The sequence below is a fragment of the Tenacibaculum sp. SG-28 genome, from assembly GCF_002954385.1.
Classification (GTDB): Bacteria; Bacteroidota; Bacteroidia; order Flavobacteriales; family Flavobacteriaceae; genus Polaribacter.
The window spans coordinates 721,349-746,949 of record NZ_MQVY01000001.1 but is presented as its reverse complement, the minus strand read 5'-3'; the positions used below and the strand labels follow the sequence as shown (position 1 = coordinate 746,949).

At 34.0% G+C, this 25,601-nt stretch carries 20 protein-coding genes and 3 pseudogenes; 4 read left to right on the top strand and 19 right to left on the bottom strand.

Translation table 11 applies throughout. The features are described 5' to 3' along the window. The first annotated feature begins 7 nt into the window (after positions 1–7). The 4 genes and pseudogenes from BSU00_RS03230 (at position 8) to BSU00_RS03215 (ending at position 7,483) form a co-directional block, all read left to right on the top strand. Positions 8–502 (top strand): DUF6702 family protein, encoded by a 495-nt coding sequence (locus BSU00_RS03230; RefSeq protein ID WP_105003094.1) that lies wholly within the window; start codon positions 8–10, stop codon positions 500–502. A gap of 64 nt (positions 503–566) precedes the next feature. Then, positions 567–2,699 (top strand): M1 family metallopeptidase, encoded by a 2,133-nt coding sequence (locus tag BSU00_RS03225; protein ID WP_158254387.1) that lies wholly within the window; start codon positions 567–569, stop codon positions 2,697–2,699. Positions 2,700–2,857: 158 nt separating this feature from the next. After that, entirely contained in the window at positions 2,858–5,089 is a 2,232-nt protein-coding gene (locus BSU00_RS03220) for a M1 family metallopeptidase (RefSeq protein WP_105003093.1), read from the top strand. Between the two features lie 97 nt (positions 5,090–5,186). Further along, positions 5,187–7,483, top strand: a pseudogene (locus BSU00_RS03215) (DNA topoisomerase 3). A 26-nt stretch (positions 7,484–7,509) separates the two neighbouring features. Here the strand turns inward: BSU00_RS03215 and BSU00_RS03210 are convergent. The 19 genes and pseudogenes from BSU00_RS03210 to trpC all read right to left on the bottom strand — a co-directional run bounded on the left by BSU00_RS03210 (position 7,510) and on the right by trpC (position 25,583). Further along, on the bottom strand, positions 7,510–8,223 hold the full coding sequence (locus tag BSU00_RS03210) for a VOC family protein (RefSeq protein ID WP_146104781.1): 714 nt from the start codon (positions 8,221–8,223) through the stop codon (positions 7,510–7,512). A gap of 59 nt (positions 8,224–8,282) precedes the next feature. After that, positions 8,283–9,700 (bottom strand): annotated as a pseudogene (locus BSU00_RS03205) (SDR family oxidoreductase). A gap of 37 nt (positions 9,701–9,737) precedes the next feature. Further along, entirely contained in the window at positions 9,738–10,349 is a 612-nt protein-coding gene (locus tag BSU00_RS03200) for a flavin reductase family protein (RefSeq protein WP_105003091.1), read from the bottom strand. Continuing rightward, positions 10,349–11,659 carry an AarF/ABC1/UbiB kinase family protein gene (locus BSU00_RS03195; protein WP_105003090.1) on the bottom strand — a complete coding sequence of 437 codons (1,311 nt, stop codon included), beginning with the start codon at positions 11,657–11,659 and terminating at the stop codon, positions 10,349–10,351. The genes BSU00_RS03200 and BSU00_RS03195 overlap by 1 nt, the downstream gene beginning before the upstream one ends. Then, on the bottom strand, positions 11,656–12,312 hold the full coding sequence (locus tag BSU00_RS03190) for a TetR family transcriptional regulator C-terminal domain-containing protein (RefSeq protein WP_105003089.1): 657 nt from the start codon (positions 12,310–12,312) through the stop codon (positions 11,656–11,658). Before BSU00_RS03190 ends, BSU00_RS03195 begins: the two co-directional genes overlap by 4 nt. Before the next feature lie 11 nt (positions 12,313–12,323). Beyond that, positions 12,324–12,797 (bottom strand): TspO/MBR family protein, encoded by a 474-nt coding sequence (locus BSU00_RS03185; protein WP_105003088.1) that lies wholly within the window; start codon positions 12,795–12,797, stop codon positions 12,324–12,326. After that, a complete protein-coding gene (locus tag BSU00_RS03180; RefSeq protein WP_105003087.1) occupies positions 12,775–13,497 on the bottom strand; it encodes a lycopene cyclase domain-containing protein in 723 nt (240 codons plus the stop codon). Before BSU00_RS03180 ends, BSU00_RS03185 begins: the two co-directional genes overlap by 23 nt. Continuing rightward, the gene (locus BSU00_RS03175) at positions 13,488–13,943 is read right to left on the bottom strand and encodes a sterol desaturase family protein (RefSeq protein WP_233188563.1); all 456 of its coding nucleotides are present in this window, start codon (positions 13,941–13,943) and stop codon (positions 13,488–13,490) included. Before BSU00_RS03175 ends, BSU00_RS03180 begins: the two co-directional genes overlap by 10 nt. Before the next feature lie 91 nt (positions 13,944–14,034). Further along, the gene (locus BSU00_RS03170; RefSeq protein WP_105003085.1) at positions 14,035–14,880 is read right to left on the bottom strand and encodes a phytoene/squalene synthase family protein; all 846 of its coding nucleotides are present in this window, start codon (positions 14,878–14,880) and stop codon (positions 14,035–14,037) included. After that, a pseudogene (locus BSU00_RS03165) lies at positions 14,877–16,354 on the bottom strand (phytoene desaturase family protein). Before BSU00_RS03165 ends, BSU00_RS03170 begins: the two are co-directional and overlap by 4 nt. 389 nt (positions 16,355–16,743) lie before the next feature. Further along, positions 16,744–17,508: a helix-turn-helix domain-containing protein gene (locus BSU00_RS13860; protein ID WP_369820245.1), complete on the bottom strand. Its 765-nt coding sequence runs from the start codon at positions 17,506–17,508 to the stop codon at positions 16,744–16,746. Between the two features lie 13 nt (positions 17,509–17,521). Next, a complete protein-coding gene (locus BSU00_RS13855) occupies positions 17,522–18,841 on the bottom strand; it encodes an ATP-dependent DNA helicase RecQ (protein WP_369820244.1) in 1,320 nt (439 codons plus the stop codon). Positions 18,842–18,908: 67 nt separating this feature from the next. Continuing rightward, positions 18,909–21,107, bottom strand: coding sequence for a S41 family peptidase (locus BSU00_RS03155; RefSeq protein WP_233188562.1), 2,199 nt, complete (start codon positions 21,105–21,107; stop codon positions 18,909–18,911). 2 nt (positions 21,108–21,109) lie between these two features. Beyond that, positions 21,110–21,268, bottom strand: a complete 159-nt coding sequence (locus BSU00_RS13135) for a hypothetical protein (protein ID WP_233188561.1) — start codon at positions 21,266–21,268, stop codon at positions 21,110–21,112. A 17-nt stretch (positions 21,269–21,285) separates the two neighbouring features. Next, complete coding sequence (locus tag BSU00_RS13130; protein ID WP_233188560.1) at positions 21,286–22,071, bottom strand: DPP IV N-terminal domain-containing protein; 786 nt, start codon at positions 22,069–22,071, stop codon at positions 21,286–21,288. 66 nt (positions 22,072–22,137) lie between these two features. After that, positions 22,138–22,938, bottom strand: coding sequence for a tryptophan synthase subunit alpha (gene trpA, locus BSU00_RS03150; RefSeq protein WP_105003084.1), 801 nt, complete (start codon positions 22,936–22,938; stop codon positions 22,138–22,140). Between the two features lie 2 nt (positions 22,939–22,940). Beyond that, positions 22,941–24,116 carry a tryptophan synthase subunit beta gene (gene trpB / locus BSU00_RS03145; RefSeq protein ID WP_369820243.1) on the bottom strand — a complete coding sequence of 392 codons (1,176 nt, stop codon included), beginning with the start codon at positions 24,114–24,116 and terminating at the stop codon, positions 22,941–22,943. A 39-nt stretch (positions 24,117–24,155) separates the two neighbouring features. Then, on the bottom strand, positions 24,156–24,764 hold the full coding sequence (locus tag BSU00_RS03140; protein WP_233188559.1) for a phosphoribosylanthranilate isomerase: 609 nt from the start codon (positions 24,762–24,764) through the stop codon (positions 24,156–24,158). Between the two features lie 30 nt (positions 24,765–24,794). Then, positions 24,795–25,583 (bottom strand): indole-3-glycerol phosphate synthase TrpC, encoded by a 789-nt coding sequence (gene trpC / locus BSU00_RS03135; protein WP_105003081.1) that lies wholly within the window; start codon positions 25,581–25,583, stop codon positions 24,795–24,797. Positions 25,584–25,601 lie beyond the last annotated feature (18 nt).

The window sequence follows — 25,601 nt, the reverse complement described above, 5'->3', positions numbered from 1 at the left end:
GAGTTCAATGAAATATACTAGCCTTTTTTTTGCTATTCTTTTGTCTGTATCTTTTAAAAGTGATCACAAATACTACATCGCATTAACGGAAATCGAATACGTAGAAAAAAAGAAAAATGTTCAAATGATTATGAATGTTTTTCTTGACGATTTTGAAACTTCATTAAATGAAGAATACAATATTGATTTACAGTTAACTACAGCTAACGAGTTAACAAACGCTGACCATTATTTTGTTAAATATTTAGAGAAAAATTTTAAAATTTGGATTAATGAAACCACTGTTAATTATACCTTCATCGGAAAAGAATACGAAGGTGATATTGTGTACTTTTATTTAGAAATTGAAAATGTAGAAACGGTAAATTCTTTGACTGTAAAAAACACTATGCTTATCAAACAATTTCCGGAGCAACAAAATCTTATAAAAGCAGTTGTTAATGCGAAAAGAAAAAGCTTATTTCTCGATCGATCAACTGATAAAGGACTGTTAAAATTTTAACAAAAATAAAGACTGCAACCTACATATTCCTTACTTTTATTCTCAAATAAATTAAACTCCAACAATGAAAAAAAATATACTATTTATTTTTTCTGCACTATTTGTTGTTTTCTCGCTTAGCTCTCAAAATAAAAGAGAAACACAAACAGGACATACGAATCAAAATAAATTTAAACAACTTAAAGACGAATTAGCAACTCCAAATAGTCAGCGCACCGCATCGGGAGCGCCCGGTAAAAACTATACACAGCAAAAGGTAGACTACACCATGGATATCGTTTTGGATGATGATAACCAAAGAATTTACGGAGAAGAAACCATTGTCTATCACAACAACTCAGAGGATACTTTAACGTATCTGTGGGTGCAATTAGATCAAAACGTGCGAGCCGCCGATTCTAAAACTCCAGATATTCAACCGAATAGCATTCCGGAGAGTATTAGTAAAAATAGATTTAATCGAAATTTCCCTGAAAAACCATTTGATGGTGGATTTAAAATTACGAACGTAACCAATACTAATGGTAGTAATTTGTCACATACTATAAACCAAACAATGATGCGAATTAACCTTCCAAAACCATTGGGGTCTGGAGAAAAGTTTTCTTTTAAAATATCTTGGTGGTACAATATAAACAACCATAGAACGCAGGGAGGTAGATCTGGATTTGAACATTTCCCTGAAGATGGAAATAACAATTACGTAATTGCGCAATTTTATCCAAGGCTCTGTGTATACGACAATGTGGAAGGTTGGCAAAATGATCAATTTTGGGGAAGAAGTGAATTTGCCCTAGAATTCGGAGATTTTAATGTAAATATTACCACCCCTGCCGATCATATGTTAGGAGCAACAGGTGTTTTAATAAACGAAAAAGAAGTCTTGACCAAAAAACAACAAGAAAAATTGGCACTAGCCAAAAGAACTTTCGATAAACCAATAGAGATTGTATCCCAAAAAGAAGCGGAGGAAATAGAGAAAGGTAAATCTAAAAAAACAAAAACTTGGAAATTTGTTGCTAAAAATGTTCGTGATTATGCCTTTGCTTCTTCACGAAAATTTATCTGGGATGGTATGGCAGTGGATATTAATGGAAGAACTGTTATGGCATATTCGTATTATTCGAAAGAAGCAAATCCACTATACGGAGACCATTCCACACGAGCCGTTGCACAAACACTTAAAACCTATTCGAGATATACCTTTGATTACCCATATCACAAAGCCATTTCTGTAGATGGTCAAATGGGAATGGAATATCCGCAAATTTGTTTTAATCCTGGTCGACCAAACCCCGATGGTACCTACTCCGATAGGGTAAAGTACCGAATGATAAAAGTAACGATTCACGAGGTTGGACATAACTTTTTTCCAATGATTGTAAATTCAGACGAACGCCAGTGGACATGGATGGATGAAGGATTGAATTCTTATATGGAGATGCTAGCGGAATTAGATTACGACCCAAACTTTCCTATTACGCGTGGATACCCAAAAAATATAGTTAAGTATATGGGAGGAGATCAGTCAAGAATAGCTCCTATAATGACAAAAGGTGACAATGTGTATCAATTCGGTTATAATGCTTATGGTAAACCAGCAACTGCTTTATGGATCTTAAGAGAAACCATTATGGGGAGAGAATTATTTGATCATGCTTTTAAAACCTATGCAAAGCGTTGGAAATTCAAACACCCTACCCCTGCTGATTTTTTTAGATCTATGGAGGATGCTTCTGCTATGGATTTAGACTGGTTCTGGAGAGGTTGGTTTTACACTACAGATGTTACGGATATTGGTGTTAAAGAAGTTAAAAAGTTTTACACGGAAGAAGGTAGAAATAATTCTATTAATTTTGTAGAGGATACCACAGAAGGATTGGGCTTTGGAAAGAATAAAAATCCAAAATCTAAGTTTCATTACGAGATTACCTATGACAAACCAGGTGGCTTGGTAATGCCTATTATCGTAGAGTTTACTTATACCGATGGTACGAAAGAAAGAAAAACTTATCCTGCTCAAATATGGCGATTTAACGATAAGCAAGTAACCAAAGTATTTTCCTCTGATAAAGAAATTACTAGCATCACGATAGATCCTGATTTAGAAACTGCAGATGTAGATACCTCGAATAATAGTTGGCCTAAGAAAAATGACAATAAATTCGAAAAATTCAAGAATAAAATCAAAGGATAACCATTTATTTCATATAAAAGTAAAGCGGTACTAATGAAGGGTATCGCTTTTTTGTGATAATAGATAAAAGTTTGTTAAAATTTTAACATAAGAATACGAGGCCTAATATTTATTTATTAATTTAGACAGCTAAAACTTAAACAACTTTAATCAGGAAAATGAGAAAATTTGCATCCTTTTTTTTAATAGCCTTTTTGATGGCTTCCTCGGTTATCGCTCAAGATACTGCGGAAAAGAAAAAAACTACGAAAGGTCATATTGACCAAAATAAATTTCGTCAATTAAAAGACGTATTAGCGACTCCTAACGATCAAAGAACTGCTTCTGGAGCTCCTGGTCACGCATACACTCAACAGAAGGTTGATTATGTTATGGATTTACGTTTAGATGAAGCTAAAAACATGTTATATGGTAATGAAAAAATTACCTACCACAACAATTCTAACGATAATCTAGAATATCTGTGGGTACAATTAGACCAAAACATGCGTGCCCCAGACTCTAAGACACCATTAGTTGAATCTAAGGGAATGAGCAGTTTTCAAACACCCGATGCGTTTGTTAAAGAGAATATGGCAAAACCAAAACAATTTGGTTTTAATATTGAAGAAGTTAAACAAGCAGATGGTAAAGATTTATCGTATACGATAAACCGAACTATGATGCGAATTAACTTACCAAAAGCACTTGCCCCAGGACAAGTTTTTAAATTTAGTATCAAGTGGAATTACCTAATTAACAACTCTGTTGAAGATGGGGGTAGATCTGGGTTCGAAGCCTTTCCTGACGGAAATAAAAACTACACTATAGCACAATTTTTCCCGAGGTTAGCAGTGTATAATAACGTGGAAGGTTGGCAAAATATGCAATTCTGGGGTCGCAGTGAGTGGGCCTTAGAGTTTGGAGATTACGATGTTAAATTAACAGTACCAGCAGATCATATAGTAGATGCAACAGGGGAATTACAAAATGAAAAAGAAGTTCTAACTAAAGAGCAGCGAAATCGTTGGGAAAAAGCTAGAAAATCATACAAAGATCCAGTATTCATTGTAACGCAAGAAGAAGCAGAAGCAAATGAAAAAGAAGGAACTACAAAAACAAAAACATGGCATTTCAAGGCAAATAATGTACGTGATTATGCATTTGCATCTTCAAGAAAATACATTTGGGATGCAATGGCCGTAAACATTAACGGAAATACTGTTATGGCAGTTTCGTTATATCCAAAAGAAGGAAATCCATTATGGGAGGAACACTCTACGCGAGTAGTTGCCAATACCTTAGAAGAATACTCAAAATTAACTTTTGATTATCCGTATTCTAAAGCTATATCTGTGCATGCAAAACGCCAAGGAATGGAATATCCAATGATTTGTTTTAACTACGGTAGACCAAATCCTGACGGAACCTATTCTGATAGAGTTAAAAATGGAATGATCGGTGTAATTACTCATGAAATAGGACATAACTTTTTCCCAATGATTGTAAATTCTGATGAGCGTCAATGGACATGGATGGATGAGGGTTTGAACTCTTTTGTAGAAATTTTGGCAGAGTTAGATTACGACCCATCCTTTAATACCGGAAACCTACCAAAAGACATTGTTCGTTACATGAGCCTTGATCAAGAGAACTTATCTCCAATTATGTCACAGGGCGATTATGTATATAACTTTGGTCCAAACGCATACACGAAGCCTGCAGCTGGTCTTTACATGTTACGCCAAACAATTATGGGCCCTGAATTATTTGACTATGCTTTCAGAACCTATTCAAAAAGATGGATGTTTAAGCACCCAACACCTGCAGATTTTTTTAGAACAATGGAAGACGCTTCAGGAATGGACTTAGATTGGTTCTGGAGAGGATGGTTCTATACTACCGACTATAATGATATAGGAATAAAAGAAGTAAAGCCGGTTTACCTAACCGATAAACCTAACGAAAGAACGAAAAAATTACAAGAACAGTATCCTGCATATTTTTCACGTTTAGGGAAACTTGTTTTCTTAACCACCAAAAAAGAAGACGCTAATGCAAAGGATGTAGAGGAGTTTATTAGTAAACTTCCTGCAGATCAGAAGGAAAACATGAAAGAAATTCCAAAGTATATCTACCAGGTAGAATTTGAAAAACCAGGAGGTCTTGTGTTGCCAATTATCGTAGAATTAACTTATGCTGATGGCTCAAAAACTCGTGAAACATTCCCTGCGCAAATTTGGAGAAAAAACGATAGTCAAGTGTACAGAGTGTTTACCTCTAACAAGGAAATTAAAAGTATAGTTGTGGATCCAGATTTAGAAACCGCAGATATTGATACTTCAAACAACAGCTGGCCAAAAGAAACCAGTACTAAGTTTGATAAATTTAAAAATACAGTTAAAGATTAATTCTTTAGTTTACATAACTAAAAAACGTGGCACTTGCCACGTTTTTTTTGCTTTAATCCTATAAAAAATAGTACATTCGATTTTTAAATTAGAAGGAATGAAGGTTTGTATTGCCGAAAAACCAAGTGTTGCTCGAGAAATAGCCTCTATATTAGGAGCTAATACAAAACATGATGGATATTACGAAGGAAATGGTTATGCCGTAACGTATACTTTTGGACATCTCTGCAGGCTTCAAGAACCAAAAGATTACAAACCACATTGGAAAAGTTGGGACTTAAATAACTTACCAATGCTACCTGAACGATTTGGAACCAAAGTAACTGAAGATTCTGGAATTCAAAAGCAATTTCAAATTATAAAATCACTTTTTAGCAAGGCTGAAGTCGTTATAAATTGCGGAGATGCAGGGCAAGAAGGAGAATTAATTCAACGTTGGGTGATCCAACAAGCAAATTATAAAGGAAAAACACTACGCCTTTGGATCTCCTCTTTAACAGAGGAAGCTATAAAAGAGGGGTTTAACAACCTTAAAGCTGGTGAAGAATACGATAATTTATTTTATGCCGGATATTCAAGAGCAATTGGAGATTGGCTTTTAGGGCTAAATGCTACAAGGCTGTATACCGTTAAATTTGGTGGCCATAAGCAAGTACTTTCTATCGGAAGGGTACAAACCCCTTCACTGGCAATGCTAGTAGACAGATTTAAGGAAATTCAGAATTTCAAACCACTACCCTACTGGGAATTACAAACTGTATATAGAGACACCCTATTTTCCTGTGAAGAAGGACGCTTTTTGAAAAAAGAAGCAGGAGAAATTTTTGCTACTAAAGTTAAGGAGGCTACTTTTGAAATCATTTCGGTAAGCAAAAAGAAGGGGAAAGAATATGCTCCTAAATTATTTGATTTAACAGGTTTACAAGTATACTGTAATACAAAATTTGGATTTTCTGCCGATGAAACCTTAAAAATTGCACAAAAACTATACGAAATGAAGGCGATTACTTATCCTAGAGTAGACACCACATTTCTTCCTAACGATGTATTTCCTAAGGTAGGACCTACATTGAAAAAACTATCGAATTACCAGCGATTAATTGCCCCATTATTAACGACAAAAATTAAAAAAATACGCGCGTTTTTAACGATAAAAAAGTAACCGACCATCATGCCATTATACCAACCGGTGTACAATTGAATCTACAAGAAAACCAGTACAAAGTGTACGATATAATAACGCGTAGATTTATTGCAGTTTTCTATCCGGATAGTGAAATTTCAAATACTGCAGTTATTGGTAAAGCAGCAAATGTTTCTTTTAAAACAAGCGGTAAAGAAGTCTTAAGTAAAGGCTGGAGAGTGGTTTTTGAAACTACAAAAAACAACAAAAAGATAAAGGATAACGAAGTACTACCAACATTTTTGAAAGGTGAAAAAGGACCCCATGAACCTTCTTTTTTAGAAAAAGAGACCAAACCTCCAAGAAATTTCACAGAAGCTAGTTTATTGCGCGCCATGGAAACAGCCGGTAAACAGGTTGACGACGATGAAATGCGCGAATTGATGAAAGAAAATGGGATAGGAAGACCATCAACACGGGCCAGTATAATTGAAACCTTATTCAAGCGTAAATATATTAAGCGACAGAAAAAATTAATCATTCCAACAGAAACTGGTATTGCTCTAATTGAACTAATAGACAATGAACTACTCAAATCTGCCGAATTAACAGGTTTGTGGGAAAAGCGATTAAAGGAAATAGAGCGAGGTACCTACCATGCCGCAACCTTTATTAAAGAAATGAAAAGAATGGTAGACCAATTAGTGTATGAAGTTCGCTCGAGTACGAAGAGCAAAAGAATATCCTCGGAAGTTACTAGTTCCAATACTCTAAATACAACTAAAAAGAAAACCAAGCCAAAGGTTACGGATAAAATTTGTCCGAAATGTAAAACGGGTAAAATATTGAAAGGAAGCGCTGCATATGGCTGTACTTCCTATAAAACTGGTTGCGATTTTCGTCTTCCTTTTGAAATTTACCATAAAAAAATATCGGAAAATCAAATTATTAGATTATTAGATAAAGGTTGTACCGTAAATTTGAAAGGTTGGAAGGTTAAAGATGCAAAAATAGAGGGCTTGCTACGTTTCGATGCTGACTTTAATTTGATACTAGAACCAAAGGTTTCGATTAGTTCTAAAAAAACTAAAGACTACATCGCCTGCCCAAAGTGTAACGAGGGAAAAATAGTAAAAGGAAAAACAGCCTATGGGTGCAGTGCATATAAAACGGGCTGTGATTACGTTCTTCCTTTTAGTAAGATTAAAGAAATAACGCAAGAAGACACTATATCGATGGATGTTTTAAGAAAGATTATGCACACTAGCTAGTTTCAATGTTTACCAGTAGCATAATTTTATAAACTATTGGGACCATTTCTATGTTTTTCTTTTAATTCTCCATCGGTAAATTCAAGGTAATATGTCTTTTCTTTTTCCTCTAGGCGAACCCAAAAATTTGAAGCATATGCAATAGTACTGGTTGGGTACCATTTTTTTCGTTGCTTATGAATACATATAAACATTCCATATTCGTTTCCTATGGCACAAAATATATCAAAGTTACCATCGTATATATCTACAGAAACCATATTACAAAGCTGTTTGTAAGTATTTTCAATATGCATAACTGGTAGCCCAATTTCAGAAATTTCTAATAAACAAGAGGATGAAAATGGTAATGGAGTTTCGTTTTTTAAATTTTTTCTCGCGATAAATTCAATAATATTCGCATCGTTGTCATAAAAATATATGGCCTTAGCATTCCAATTACAAAAATCATGAATGTCTTGTTCATTATGAGGCAATACCGCTACTCTACTGCGCAACCAATGCAAGGCTTCTTTTATTTTATTGGCAGGTATATTAATTGCGATGTGATATGGTGTAGCTCCGTCTTTCTTTTGTAAAACTAGTAGTGAACTTCCAATACGAAAACTTGCTCTTTCTGTAGATATGGTAACTATATCTAGTTCGAGAACTTCCCTATAAAAAGTAACTTGAGCAGAAAAATTAGCAGTAAAAACATGAAGTTCTCTGAAGTACATGGATAAAAGGAATAAATGACTCAACAAGTCAATTTACGGTAAATATTATAAAAAAATGAGGTTATTCCTGAACAAAAAATTAATTATTCTTCTACAAGAGCATTTAGCATCCCCTGAAAAACAAATGCATGAAAAGGTAATACGCTGTACCAATATGCTCTTCCCCATATTCCTTTGGGCCTGAAAACTGCTCTTTGGTAAAGCACATCTTTTATGATTCGAAATTCTAGCCAGGCTTCTCCCGGTAATTTCATCTCCGCATATAAAAGTAGTCTTTTATCTTCTTTGCTCGCTAATAGAACGCGCCAAAAATCTAAAGCATCTCCAGCAACCAATTCTGTTGTATGTCTTCTACCTCTTCGTAATCCTACTCCACCGAATAATTTGTCGATATAGCCTCTACATTTCCACAAAAAATTAAATCGATACCATCCGGTTTCACCGCCAATACTCCACATACGACGCAACGTAAAACTTTCACTAATTACTTTCCTACTACGAATATCTTTAAAACAACCAAAATGAGGTAGTGCTACATGCTCGGATAGTTGGGTATCAATTACACCGCTTATCATTGCATCTTTCCAGCTAGAAATAATAGAATTTTGTTCTATTATTATAAATGCTTTTTCCACTGCCTCTTTATAGGTTAGAGGCGCTATATTAATGTGTTGATTTATAGCAGATGGTTTTCCTATAACTTCTACTTTCATACTATCTACCAGGGAGGTAGCCAATTTATACGAAGTTGAAGTTACAAAGTATAGCCAGTAAGAAGAAAGCTTTGGAGTTAACACAGGTAAGGTGTAAATCCATCGTTTTAAATTTCTTACTTCTGCGAATTGTAGCAACATCTCTTTATAGGTAAGAATTTCCGGACCGAAAATATCGTAGGAATTATTATATAATTTTTCACGGAGTGCTGCTTTAGAAAGGTAAGTTAATACATCTCGGATTGCAATTGGTTGTGTTTTGGTATTTAACCATCTTGGGGCTACCATTACCGGCAGTTTTTCAACGAGATCTCTAATAATTTCGAAAGAGGCACTTCCACTTCCAACAATAATACCAGCCTAAATGTGGTTAATGCGTACACATCGGATTGTAAAATATGTTCTACCTGTAATCGAGATTGCAAATGCTTAGATAACGAATTATCATTCACTATACCGCTAAGGTAAATTACCTGTTTACAATCTGTTGGTTCTAGTAAAGATTTGAAATTTAAGGCACAAGATTTCTCGAGTTCTACAAAGTGTTTACTACTAGAAGACATAGAGTGGATTAAATAATAAGCTACGTCTATATTTTTGGGAAGTTTAAAATTTTCTATTTCTAGAAAATCAACTTTTAAAAAAGTAATTTGTTTTTTATCCTTAAGGTTTTCAGGGATTCTCGACAAATCACGAACACAACAGAACAAGGTGTGATTATCCTCTAATAATTTAGGAATTAATCGCTTTGCGATATACCCAGTTGTACCAGTGATTAATATGTTCATAATATATAGTAATTAGCATAATAACGGCACAAAAAACTTACTTTGGTCTTTGGTACGTCATTTTCTTTAAAGTCTTAGGAACCATATAGGTATCTAATCCATTAATTGTTGCCGTGTTTGCTTTCGCTAAATTGATAAACCCATCTTTAGCGACCAAATCATCCTTAACATAAAGATCGACTACTTCTCCTAAAAGTAAAATAGTGTTATTTGCTTTTATATGGTATTCCTCCAAATACTTCAACCCTATCTGTACCGCTGTATTTTTAACAAAAGGCGGATAAAAATCGTTAATGTACTGTTCTTCTAAATCGGTTTTATCAAACTCAGAAATAGCAGCAGGATACTTAGCAGAGGTATGATGTGCGTCTTCTATTATTCCTTCATGAATATGGTTAATCGTATAGAGACCGGTCTCCTTAATATTGTCATAGGTATTTCTATTAACTGTGGTAGGACGCAACACAAAACCTAAAATCGGAGGAGAGGATCCATAGTGCACCACAGAACTAAAAACTGCAACATTAGGGATACCGACACCAGACTTTGTTCCAATGAGGTTTGCCGATTTGTAACCAGAAATGCTATTTATCAGATTTATTTTATAAATATGATGTAAATTGTCTATTTGCTCGCGAGTAAAATGCACTAAAATGTTTTAAAATTATTAATTTTAATATCTTTCGCTTTTAAGTCATGCATTAAATTATACAATCCAAAAAAGGTTCTATTAATGTATATAAAATGTTTAGATCCTCTGTTGCCATTCATTTTCTTTAATTCTGTACTCTTCGCGTATTTTTGACCTAAATCCGCGATCCTACTGAAGAAAACTTCGTCTGAAAAATCAAAGGTTTCGTTATGAAATGGCTGCGTAAATAAAGAGAGTAATTCGTGAAAGAGATCGGAAAAAAAAGCCTTCTCTTCGACAGTATCACTCTGTTTAAGAATCTCTAATTCATATAATTTCTCTAAGAAAAACTCTTCATTTTCTATATTTTCCTTTTTAGCTAATTCAAAATAGGGTACATAAAAACTATTGGGTACCGCTTTCATACATCCAAAATCAATCACTATTAGTTCATCTTTGTCCGATATTAGAAAATTACCCGGGTGAGGGTCTGCGTGTACTTTACGGAGCGTATGCATTTGGAACATATAAAAATCCCAAAGGGCTTGCCCTATGGTATTAAGGCTTTCTTGAGAATTTTTCTTTTGCGTGTATTCCGAAAGGTGTATACCTTTCATCCAGTCCATTGTAAGAATTTTATCGGAGGAATATTCCGGATAATACGTGGGGAACTTTAAGTTAGGAATATGCTTACACGCAGCTGCGATTTCATTGCTCTGCTGTAATTCTAATGTGTAATTAGTCTCCTCCGTTAGCTTATTTTCAACCTCCATAAAATACTCGTCTGAACCTTCTCCTCTGATGTTAAACATTTTAATTGCAATTGGTTTTACCATTGCTAAGTCTGAAGATATGCTATCTGCTACTCCGGGATATTGGATCTTAACCGCAAGACTTTTCTCACCGATAGTAGCCTTGTGAACCTGACCGATACTAGCAGCATTTACAGACTCTGAAGTAAAAGTATCGAAAACTTCAAGCGGTGATTTTTTAAAGTATCGCTTAAAAGTCTTTACTACCAATGGAGGTGATAAAGGAGGAACGGAAAATTGCGATAAAGAAAACTTTTCTACATATGCACTTGGTAGAATATTTTTCTCCATACTTAACATTTGTGCCACTTTTAAAGCAGAACCTTTCAATGTTTTCAATCCGTCATAAATATCAGAAGCATTTGCTTCATTTAGGTGTTCTTTGGCCTCCTCTTCGCTTTTAACTATTTTTTCCCCGTAGTATTTAGCATAATTAACGCCAACTTTTAAACCTGTTGTAATTAATTTAGAAGCTCTTTGAATTTTTGATGTTGGTATACTGTCAATACTTTTCATGATGTCGGCATTTTTTCTTTCCACAAAAACTTTGCAAAGTCGAAAACACTCTGCAAAGGTGTAATATCACTTAAATCAAAAGTTGCTTTCACAGACTTCTCGATGAAAATGTCTGTTTTTTCAAACCCTTTAGACACGTCTTCTAACCAGAATTGAATGGTAAAAAGTAATTGGATCCAGGAAACTTCAAGAACACTTTTATCTCTTAGTTTATTGATATTTTTATTCTTGAAATCAATACCATCTTTATAAATTTCGGCTGTTATATAATTGGAAAACTCTTTTTTGAGTTCTTGTAACAATTTTAGAGACTCTAATTTGTTTTTATTACCTTTTAATTTTAAATACACGTATGATCTGTTAGCAGTTAAAATCTCAAAAAATGTATAATAAAAACTCAAAAGTTTTTCTTTAGAGTCATAAGTAGTATACGCTTCATTCTTAACCAATAAAGCAACCGTATTAGAACAAAAAAGCGCAAAAATTTCTTGCTCTAATCTGTCAAAACTTGGAAAAAATTGATAAAAATCCCCCTCGTTAAAATTATGTTTATCCGCAAATGCATATACAGACTTTGGCGTGTGTTCTAGTAAAACATCGTTCATGTAAAAATCTACTATTTTTTCTGCGGTAATATTTTTTTTTCGTGTCATAACGTATTTGTTTAATTATTAAAAACGATGTAAGCATTAAGACTTGTTGCTAATGCCAACCAAATTAAGTAAGGTACTATACCAATGGTAAATACTTTTGTCTCTTTTCGAAAATTCCCTGTAAAAAATGCAATTAATACGAGAAGGGATATAATAATTATTAGTCCTGCAACAGTATTGTGCTTATTAAAAAAAGCATAATTCCAGGAGACATTTAATACCCATTGTAAACTGTATAAAAACAATAATTTTTTATCAAAATATGGAAATGCAAAAGTTAATTTTGTCATGTATAATGCATAAAGGACCATTATTGTTGTCCAAGCCACACCAAAAAGCCAATTTGGTGGTCCCCAGGGTGCTTTATTTAAAGTAACATACCACTCTGATCTAGAACCATCACCCATTAACTGTACGCCAACATACAATGCAAAAAAATTCACTGCTAAAAAAAGCAGAAACCTACCTAATTTTTTCTGTGACATGAACTTCATTTTTAGCACTTAATAAGTTAAATATGAGTTGAATGGAAAAAAGTAAATTAAAAGCATAAAAAACATCTTCCAACGGAATGGTGAACAATCGCACGCCGATATTCTCCTCATTATTATACCATACGACAGGATTTTCTATAAAACTACCTGTCAAAACTCCATTTACAATAAAAAATGGAATTAGAATTATTAAAAAACTAGGGAAGTAACTTTGCAGTGCTATTATTTGATTTTTCAAACTATACGACAATAATAAAATGAACCATACAAAGTTTACCGAAGTATACCACTTCCCTAGATTAAAAACCAATAATATTGTTATGACAAGCAATAAAAAAACGCTGAGGTTAATAGTGTTTTTCCGTGATAATTTATAGTTAGGTAGATAGAATTTTAGAACTTCATGCGTAAAAATACACGCATAGGGAATACAGAAAAAAAACATCCATTCCTCGATGGGCATTCCCAAAATTTCTAAAGACAAATGATAATCTGCGTTAAACCCCCATACACCCATCTCTGTAAAAAAAGCATCCCATATCAAAAAAGGAATTGCTATCATAGTTATTGCTATTATTACTTTTTTAAAATATTGTATGAAATGGAAATCCTTTTCGAAGATACTATACAGTAGAGGTATAGAAATACTTCCAAGATTAAGCGTTAAGTACAAATATTTACTTATTTCCATTTTGCTTGTTTAAAATATTTAAATGGAACAAACAACATACCAAAACATTGGCTATCTTCTTTACCCATATTTTTATGATGAATTTTATGGGCCTTGCGAAGACCTCGTAAATAGGCGTTTTTAGTATTTTTAAACCAATTAAAACGTCGGTGAATTAAAACATCATGTACAATAAAATAAGCGATTCCATACAATAGAATACCAAGCCCAATAAAGAATAAAAAATTTAATTCTGGTCGAATTCCGAAGAAAAATAACAGCATACTCGGAATTGCAAAAACCACAAAAAACGCATCGTTTTTCTCAAATACGTGCGGGTATCCAGGCTGGTGGTGATCTTCATGTAAAAACCATCCAAATCCGTGCATGACGTATTTGTGGGTCATCCATGTTATCCCTTCCATTATTACAAAAGTTCCCAGAGTTACCAAGAAAAATAATATCATTATCGTTTTAATTTATAGAATTTAATTAATGATTACTGTTAATAAAATTGAAATAATTACAACAAAATCTAAAGATGTAGTAATTCATTTATTATCTTAATATATTCAATTTATACCTCGCATAACCTCGCATCAATAAACTTATTTTTAAACCATTAGAAATTCGAATTCGAGTGTTAATAATTTTACTCGATGGTGTCTTTTTTAGTTTTTTAAGAAGTCTTCGATAATATCTAAAAGCGATATAGACTCCTAATTTTGCTTCAACAGGTAATTTTACAATCCCATTTTTAAATGCATAATCGAAGTCGTCTTCGATTTCTGCAATAATTTTTTCTTTTGATTCTGCGTCTAACTCTTTTAAATTGACATTTGGAAAATACGACCGATTTAACAATTCTACATCGTCTTTTAAATCTCGTAAAAAATTCACTTTCTGAAAAGCAGATCCCATTCGCATGGCAGCATCTTTTAATTCGTTGTATTTTTCAACATCTCCTTTTACAAAAACTTTTAAACACATTAAACCTACCACATCTGCAGAACCATAAATATATTGTTCATACTCTTCTTGCGTTTTGTATACTGTTTTGGTAAGATCAGCCCGCATACTTCCAATGAATGCTTGTACCATAGCATCGTCAATATTGTATTTTTTTACCGTATGGACAAAAGCATTTAATATTGGGTTTAAACTAATTCCCTGTTCGTAGGCCTCATAATAATCCTTTTCAAATTTATCCAACAAAAACTTTTTATCGTAATCGTGAAACGTGTCTACAATTTCATCAGCAAAACGTACAAAACCATACAAATTATAGACAGCAGATCTTATCTCTGGAGCTAACATTTTTGTTGCTAACGTAAAGGAGGTACTGTAATATTTTGTTACCTGCTTGCTACATTCGTAGGATACTTGATCGAAGAGTTCTTTCATTTTGTGGTTGTTTTTAGAATTAAGTCTGTTGCTACTTTCCCTGAAATAAGAGATGGAGGAACACCAGGTCCTGGAACTGTTAATTGTCCGGTAAAAAATAAATTTTTTACCTTTTTACTTTTTATTTTTGGTCTTAAGAAAGCTGTTTGCGTAAGAATATTAGCTAATCCATATGCGTTTCCTTTGTAAGAATTATAATCTTCAATAAAATCATTAACACAATAACTTTCTTTAAAGAGAATAGAATCTTCAACACTTTGCCCAGTTAACTTTTCTAAACGCTTCATGATAATCTTGAAATATTTTTCTCTAATTTCCTGCGTATCCTCAATTCCTGGTGCTAGAGGTATGAGAAACGTACCAGCTTCCTTTCCTTTTGGCGAAAAAGAATCGTCTGTAATCGAAGGAAAACTTGCATAAAACAATGGATTTTCTGGCCAACTTGGTGTATCGTATATTGTCTTTGCGTGCACATCAAAATCCGTATCAAAAAACAGGGTATGGTGCGAAACATTTTGCAATTTCTTATCAAAACCTACATAAAATAATAAGGACGATGGTGCAAAGGTCTTTTTTGACCAATATTTCTCTGAGTATTGTCTATTTTCTTTTGGTAAAAGTGTTTCTGTATGATGGTAATCTGCACCACTTAGAATGAGGTTGTACGCTGAAAACTCACCATTGACCTCCAAACCTTTAACACTTTGATCATCGTGTAATACTATCTTGGTGATTTGGCTGTTTGTATTAAAAGTAACACCTAATTCTTTAGCAAGAGAAACCATTCCTTCAATTACTTTATACATACCACCAACAGGATGCCAGGTCCCTAAGGAGAAATCTGCATAATTCATAAAATTATAGAAGGCAGGAGTATTGCTAGGCTTTGCTCCTAAAAATAATACTGGAAATTCTAGTATTTGAATTAGTTTTTTACTTTTGATATTTTTCCTAACTTCTTTTCGTATCGTGGAAAAAATTGATTTACTCTTACTGCAGTCTTGGCAGAAACTAGTTCTAAGGGAGAAACTCCTGGTTTATAAACCATATCTCTAACCGCAATATCATAATTATCCTCAGCAGATTTCATGAATTTTATAAGATGTTTTGAACTACCTGGTTCTTCCGCTTCAAAAACTGCACAAATATCTTTAAAATTATCCGGAATTGTAATACTATCTTGCTGGTCAAAATACACTTGGTATGCCGGAGAAAGTTTTTCTAAAGCATAATAATCAGAAGGTTTCTTACCAAAATCTGCAAAGAATTTTTCAAAAACATCTGGCATCCAATACCACGTAGGACCAATATCAAAGGTAAATCCATTATTTAGATACTGTCGAGCTCTGCCTCCTACCGTATTATTTTTCTCATAAATTGTTACGTGATACCCTTCTTTAGCAAGGTAACAAGCAGCAGATAAAGAGGAAAAACCGGAACCAATTACTGCTATACTTTTATTTTGTTTAATCATATCGAAGCAAAGTTAAACAAAATTATTAATGTTAACTCCTTTAAATTTAATATTTTTTTACAAAAATCAAAAGTTTATTCGCAATAATTGTATTCTCTTCAAAATAAATTTCAGAACAAAACATTTTTACAGATATAATACAATTAATGCATTTTTAAACCATTATTTTGTCTAGGATATTGCTTAAATTAAAACGAGTTTTTACCAATTAACAACATATTTATGGCTTTAATCGCAGTAATACTGCATTTGTTCGAAATAAAAAATAACATTGTATTAATCTACGGTAATTTTGAATCAATATTGTTATTGAATTGGTTAGGAAGTCAAAGATTTAGGGGGATGACTTCCTTTCCTCTTTATTCGTATATATGTGTCTACGATTAATTCTACTTCTTTTCTAAAATAGTTAACCCAATTCTGATTTTTTCGTAGGATAATTTTTCATTTAAAAATTCATAATAAGGTTTTAACGCTTTCTCGTTTTGAAGCACTTTCTTTGCATTAGCAAGTTTAAACATTTCTTCCGCTGTAACATATTGTCTCAAATCGATGTTTTTTCCTTCCAAATATAACTTAGATAAATGAGAAAAAATTGTAGTAGATTTTAAATCTCTTTGCTCTGCAATTTCTGCAACGGTAAATCCTTCTTTATACAATTTATAGGTTATACCTGTTGTGTCTTTTGTCTTCCTTTTCTTTTCCGATAAAAAATTTTTTATCTCCGCAACAAACTCGCCACCGTAAACCTCTAATTTACGACGTCCTACACCGCTTATCCCTAAAAATTCTTCATCACTTAAGGGTCTTTGTCTTTCTATTTCCCTTAATGTAGCATCACTAAAAACAACATATGCAGCTATATTTTCTTCTTTCGCTATTCGATTACGAAGTGCTCTTAAACGTTCGAATAAAGAATTTTCAATTATGTTCTTCTTTTTTATTGTAGGTATTTCTGTTTTTTCAACAATTTCCACAGGCTTGGTTAAGAATATTTTTTCACCTTCAAATAAAATCTTTTTTGAAAACTCATTCAGGTGTAAGGTATTATGCTGATGAAAAGCGATTTGACAATATCCTTGATTTACTAACTGTACCAAATAATACTGCCAATGCTTCCATGAAATATCTTTGCCTACACCGTAGGTTTTCAATACCTGATAGTTCTTACCCAATATAGCTGCATTTTTGCTCCTCGCAAAAATCTACAACCGTTCCCATCGCTTCTTTACCCTGCAACCTATATATAGCCGAAAGTGCTTTTTGTGCTATTACGGTACCATCAAAAAATTCTGGCGGGTTTGCACAAACATCACAATTACCACAATTATCTTCTATTAGCTCCCCAAAATAGCTCAATAAAATTTTGCGCCTACAAACCGTTGCTTCTGCGAATTGCTTCATTCGTTCTAATTTAGCCTCTTGCAATTCTCTGTTACTTGTATTCTCTATAAACTTTCGCAACTGGATAACATCAGAGTAACTGTGGAATAATAAAGCTTTTGCAGGCAATCCATCGCGTCCTGAACGACCAATTTCTTGATAATATCCCTCTATATTTTTAGGCATATTGTAGTGAATTATCCATCGAACATTCGACTTATCAATACCCATTCCGAAGGCCACTGTTGCGCATACTACATCGCACTGATCTTTGATAAATGATTCTTGGGTAAGCGTTCTTTCTTCAGAAGACATTCCTGCGTGATACGCCATAGCATTTATTCCATGTTGCAGCAGTTTATTGGCGACTTGTTCTGTAGTCTTTCTACTCAAACAATATACAATACCAGCATCTTTTTCTTGTGCATGAATGAATTCTATAATTTGCTGCACTCTTTGGTTTGCTGCTCTTACCTCTAGAGCTATATTTTCACGATTAAAAGAGCTCACAAAACGATCTACCTTACGAATTCCCAATTGGGTAATAATATCCTCTTGCGTTGCTTTATCTGCAGTTGCTGTAAGTGCAACGATTGGGACATCGGGTAATTTTTTTTTCAAAAAGGAAAGTTGCTTGTAAGAAGGTCTAAAATCATGCCCCCATGCGGAAATACAATGTGCCTCGTCGATGGCAATACAACTCACGAAATCTTGATTTATAAAATGCTGTAATAAAGGTAAACTCTCCGGTGCTGTGTATAAAAGTTTAACGTCTTTGGCTTTAATTGCATCGAATACTAGTTTTTGTTCTTCCTCTGTTTGACTGCTATTAAAATAGGTAGCAGCAACACCATTAGCCCTTAAACTATCTACTTGGTCTTTCATAAGAGCGATTAAAGGAGAAACAACTATGGTAATACCATCAAAAAATAATGCTGGCAATTGGTAGCAAATGGATTTCCCCCCTCCTGTCGGCATAATAACTAAGGTGTCTCTTTTTGCTAAAATATTTTGAATGATATTTTGCTGCTTCGAACGAAAAGAATCGTAGCCAAAATTTAGTTTTAACTTTCCTAATAAATCTTCTTTGGTTGTAGGATACATATGGTAAAAGTACACATAAAAAAAACGAAGACATAAGTCTTCGTTTCTTTAGTTATACATTTCTATTTTAATTGATATCCTGTAGCAATACATCTACTGCTTTTCTAAGTTGTGCATCTTCTCCTCTATCTTTCCAACCTGGATTGTTCTTTACCAAATAATCTGGTACAGCTGGAGCTTCATTTTCCATGTTTTTATCGGAATCTTTTACATACCACGCTCTGAAAGGCATTCGAATAAAACCATTTTGAAGACCTCTACCTCCGGTAGATATAACCGCGCCAAATGTTGGTTGTCCAACTAGTTTACCTAAACCTAAACTCTTGAAGGCATGTGAAAATATTTCGGCATTGGAATAACTGTTTTCATTACACAAGGCTACTAAAGGTTTGGTGTTTACCGACAAGATTGCTCTTTCGTTGAACGGATAATTTCCGCTAAATTGCTTGTGATTCTTTAAGCTTTTAGTTGCGCCTCTAGGAATGGTATATGCGTGTTGTTTCACATTTAAAACTGCCATTAATCTATCTGTTGTCCAACCTCCACCGTTATAACGTACATCGATGACAATTCCTTTTTTACCGTATCCACTTGCTTTTAACTCTCTTTCAAATCGCTCAAAACTAGGCATATTCATCCCCTGAATATGAATGTAGCCCAATTGCCCATTAGAATATTTGGCTACCAATTTTTTTCTCGAAGAAACCCATTCTTCATATTGTGCACTACGCAAGGAAACTTGCGGGCGTATCACTATATCTTTACCATCACTTAGTGTTAGTAAGACCTCATTAGCACTAGTATTTTTAAACAAACTGTAGAAGTTTGTTGTTTTGGAAATAGGCTTTCCATTCACATTGGTAATAATATTTCCTTCTTGTAGTTTACTTTGGAATTTATCGGCAGGAGAATTTGGTAAAACATAATTTACTCTCACCCCATTTTTCACATGAGAAACATCTAATCCTAAGACTCCGATTTTTTCAAATTTCACTTTTTCAGGGTTCCCCGAACGATACCCCATATGGCTCGCATTTAATTGTCCTAAAAGAAGATTAAACATATAAGAAAAATCTTGCTGCGTAGTTGCAGCTAGCACCCATGGTTTGTATTTTTTAACCAAACCTTTCCAATCATAACCATGAAATTCAGGATCATAAAAACCGGCTGTTAAAGCTCTAATTCCTTCCTCAAAAACCTGCACACGTTGCATTGCATAGTTGGTTGTAAATGCAGCAGAGTGCGGCAAACTCGTTATTTTATCCGTTTTTGGATTTAACTCTTTAAACCTACCTCTTGCGGTGAAATACATTTTATTTTTAACAATCGAGAAGTTTCTTGCGTTTGCAGAACCTTTAATTTCTTTTGGTTTACTACCATCATACTTAACTTTATACAAACTTCTTTTCTGTGTTGCTGGATTGGTTGCAGAAAAATATATATACTCACTATCTGGCGTAAAAGTAGCGCCATATTCATCATCAGATAATCGGGTTACTTGCACCAATCGCTCGTAAATTTTCTCTTCATCTATGGTGACAACAACTTCTTTCTTTTTTGCTTTAGAGCCTTTTTTTGCTTTTGTATCCGATGCTGGTTTTTCTTTGTAATAGGAACCGTCTTCTCTATCTAGTTTTGTTTTGTCCCAATCTTCTTTCTGTAACCAAACCATCCATACATCGGAATTGATACCACTTCTATTCGACAAAAACGCCAATTTTTTTCCGTCTGCACTCCAAACTGGGCTACTGTCACTTCTCGGATGCATACTGACATTCATCTTTTTAGATTTGTCTGCTACAGATTGGATAAAAATTTCACTATCAAAATTTAAATCCTCTTGAGAATATGCAATGTATTTACTGTCTGGACTCCAAGTTAAACCCTCGGCTGCAGCCCAAGTATCTGAAAATACTTCCGCGTCTTTGATTTTTCCTTTCTTTAAGTTTGCAAGTACTAATTTACCTCTTCCAACGCGATAAGCTATTTTTTTACGATTCGGAGAAACTATTATCTCCTCTATATCGGAAGCCTCTGATGCTATTTTAGTTATTTCAATTTTTAAGGATCTTTCTAAACCTACAAGCGTATCTGATGAAGTAGCACTAAATATTTCAAATTTGTGGTTTCTATCCGACAAAAACAACACCGTTTTATCATCTATCCATTGTGGCATTTTATCTACAAAAGAGTGATTACTGATATTATTAGAACGCTTTTTTTCTTTATCATTTATTTTCACGAAAATCTCACCATTGATTTCCATGGCTACTTCTTCGCATCCGGTGAAACTGCATATGCACTTAGGTTACCGGATACCGATTTTATTTCCTCATTATCAAAACGATTGTCCGATGCTATATTAACAGTAAATTTAGTAGATTTCCCTCCTTCTAAAACAAATACATCTATACCGGAGTTATACACGATTTTACCCGAAGAACTTACAGAAAAAACCGAACACCATCGGTTTTTAATTTCGTTAGTTGTTGTTTATTTCCTTGCGGAACCCCAGAAGAAGACAATGGTTGTTTGTAAATATTATAACGACCACTTTCTGCACCTATAAAGTATAAATTACCGTTTGCATCCCAAGCCGGAGAATGGTCGTTTTTATTACTTGTTGTAATTTGGTTGTAGGTATTTGTTGTTGTATTATACACCCAAACATCTCTTTGCGCAGAACCACTGTAATCCTCTCTCGAAATGCGACATGCCCCCTTAACAAAGGCTATTAAATTACCATCTGGAGAAACAGCAGCCATACTCCCATAGGCTTTTAACAGACGCTGTGGGGTGCCTCCATTTTGATTTGCCGTATATATTTGAGCATCCCATTCCGGTCCTTTGTATACCCTATTAGTTGTAAAAACAACTTCTTCTCCAATCCAGGAAGTTGGCGTGTTTGTAGTTGGGTAATACGTAAGTTGTGATGGAGCTCCTCCTTCGGCATCAACCATAAAAACATTAGTATTTCCTTTTCGGTTCGAGGCAAAAGCTATTGCTGTTCCCTTTTCATTCCATATAGGGTCACTCTCGTAGGCCTGATGTATGGTAACTCTTTTTGTGTTTTCTTTTTCAAAATCATAAACCCAAATATCTCCATAATAACTAAAGGCCATTTTAGATCCATCTGGACTTATTTTTGGATGCCTTAATAGTGTTTGCTGCCCTAGGCAAAATGTTGAATATAAGACTGTAAATAAGAAGTAAATTGATTTATTTGTCATGAATTTTTTAATTAATGCAACTAAATTACCTCTTTTACCTATAATTCATAAAAAATTAAGAATACATTAACAATTTTTAACCTCTTTGATAAAATCTGGTATACCAGCTACTCCAAACTTTTCAAGATTTTTGATGAAAGCAGAACCAATAATAGCACCATTGGAATACGTACATGCTTTTGAAAATGTTTGATGATCGGAAATACCAAACCCTATAATCAATTTACTATTCAATTGCATTTCTTGGATTCGTTTGAAATAGTCTATTTGTGCTGGAGACACCTCTCCCTTCGCTCCGGTAATAGAAGCAGAAGCTACTACATAAATAAAACTTTTCGTCAATGCATCAATTTTTCTAATTCTTTCTTCAGTAGTATTTGGCGTGATTAAAAAAACATTATTAATGCCGTATTTTTCAAATAAAGCAGCATAATGATTTTCATATTCTATCATGGGTAAATCTGGGATAATTATTGTATCAATACCTGCTTCTTTAATTTTTTGACAAAACAAATCTTCTCCAAATTTTATTATCTGGTTAACATACCCCATAAGCACCAACGGGATAGTAGAGACCTGATTTAAATGTATTAACTGTTCAAATACCACATCTAAGTTCATTCCATTTTGTAAAGCAACAGCACTACTGTGCTGAATGGTAGGACCATCTGCTAAAGGATCTGAATAGGGCAATCCTACCTCTATAAAATCTACTCCATTTACTTCTAGTGAACGGATTATAGTTTCTGTATCTTGTAGTTTCGGAAAACCAGCAGTAAAAAAAATAGATAAGACGTCTTTTTCCTTTTTCTCAAATACCTTTTGTATAGAATTTTTAGGTGCTATAATTGATTCTTTTGCATGCATAATTACTTCAAGTGTTTTATAAAAGTTTCTAAATCTTTATCGCCTCTTCCCGATAAATTTATAACGATGATTTGGTCTTTTCGCAATTCCATTTTGGGTAAAACTGCTAAGGCATGTGCCGTCTCTAAGGCAGGAATAATACCTTCTATTCTAGTTAATTCATAGGCCGCATCTAGTGCTTCTTGGTCTGTTGCGTTCATAAATACGGCACGTTTTGTTTCATGAAGAAAAGCATGTAAAGGTCCTACCCCAGGATAATCAAGACCTGCAGACAAGGAATACGGCTCTACAATTTGTCCATATTCATCCTGCATCAATATAGTTTTACTACCGTGAATTACACCAACCTCTCCAAGTTGCGAAGTTGCTGCACTTTCACCAGAATTAACTCCAAGACCAGCAGCTTCTACAGCGATTAAGGAAACGTCTTCGTCATTCAAATAATGATAAAATGCACCTGCCGCATTACTTCCTCCTCCTACACAAGCAATAATCATATCCGGATTTTCATTACCGGTTTGTGCTTTTAATTGCATCTTCATTTCTTCTGAAATAACGGCTTGTAATCTTGCTACCATGTCAGGATAAGGATGCGGACCAACGACAGAACCAATTAAATAATAAGTCTCCGGATGTTGTATCCAGTATCGTATTGCCTCATTGGTTGCATCTTTAAGAGTTTTACTTCCACTAGTTGCCGGAATCACTTTTGCACCGAGCATTTTCATACGAGCCACATTTGGAGCTTGTCTTTCAATATCGGTTTCCCCCATAAAAACAATACATTCTAAACCCATTAAAGCACAGACTGTCGCAGTTGCAACACCGTGCTGACCAGCTCCGGTTTCTGCAATAATTTTAGTTTTCCCCAATCGTTTTGCTATCAAAATCTGGCCAATTGTATTGTTTACTTTGTGAGCACCAGTATGGTTTAAATCTTCTCTTTTTAAGTAAATAGTTGCACCATATTTTTCCGATAATCGCTTTGCGAGATATAAAGGACTCGGTCTTCCTACATAATCCTTTAATAGCGCTTTGTAATCTTTTTGAAAAGATTCAGAATTAATTATAGTAATGTAATTATCTTCTAATTCTTTTACGTTGGGATAGAGTAATTCAGGAACAAATGCTCCTCCAAATTGCCCATAATATCCATTACTATCTGGTTGAAATTTCATAATTATTTGTTGTGTTTTTATTTCTATAAGACGAATCGTCTATAAATTTTCAATACTTTTTTTAAATTTCGCAAGTGCTCTAGTTTCTTTACTACCAGGAACGGTCTCAAATTTACTATTCACATCAATTGCTATACAATACTTTCCTGCAACACTTTGTAGAAATACTTGCAACGCATCAAGCCTATCCAAACCAATACCACCACTTAAAAAGTACGGTTTTTTAGAGGGATAATTTTGTAAGACTTCCCAATTAAAAACCACACCATTTCCTCCCTTTTCTTTTCCTTTTGTATCAAATAGGAAGTAATCGACTAGGTTTTCATAGTTCTCTAAAGCATTAAAATTAAAAGTATCCTTTACTGAAAATACTTTAATGATTTTAATCATAGGTAGGTGTACCCTCAGTTCTGCAATGTAAGCAGGAGTTTCTTCTCCATGTAATTGCAACATTTCCAATTGATATTCTTGTGCTAGAGAAACCACAATTTCTTGGTATTCATTTACAAATACTCCTACTTTTTTTATGCTTTTAGGTATATCAGGAATAATACCTTCAAAATTTCGTTTCGATGACTCGTAAAAAATAAAACCTAAGTAGTCGGGCAATAATGCTGCTACTTGTTCTATATTTTTTACGTATTTCATTCCACAAACTTTTAGTTTCATCGTATTGATTTATCGTATTTGACTAATAAAGTTCTTGCAGGCTTCCCCAGGATCCTCTTCTTTCATAAAATTTTCTCCAATTAAAAAACCTTTAAAGCCAAACTCTTTTAACCCTGTAATTATTCGTGGATCTGATATACCGCTCTCAGATACTTTAACCGCACTATCTGGAATTTGACTTGCCAGTGCTATAGAATTTTCGATATCTACCGTAAAAGATTTTAAATCTCTATTGTTAATTCCTATAATTTTACCATCGAGGTCATTGATTTTATCTAAATCTTCCTTTGTGTGCACCTCGTACAACACCTCAAGCCCTAAATCTTTCGCTAACTGCCCGTAATTTTTCAATTCTTTTGCAGACAGACAAGTTGCTATTAGAAGTACCGCGTCGGCACCAATTGCCTTTGCTTCCACAATCTGAAAACCATCCACTACAAAGTCTTTTCTCAAAATAGGCTTGTGTTGGTTTACAGTTCGAGCTTCCATCAAATCTGCCATAGTACCACCAAAAAAAGAGGTGTCGGTTAAAATGGATTGTGCTGCGACATTGGCATCAAGATAGCCTTCCGTTACTGCAGCTACTCCTATGGTATCGTTGATAATTCCTTTGGAGGGTGACTGTCTTTTGTATTCGGCAATTATACCTGTAGAAAAGGGATCTAATAAGGATTTTTTTAAAGAAAAAGAGGGTGTTTTAAAATTAGGACTCTCAATTAATTTTTTTACCGGAACCTCTGCTTTTATCTTTAGAACCTCTTTCTTTTTGAAAGCTATAATTTTATCTAATATTGTCATTATTTGTAGGTTATAGTG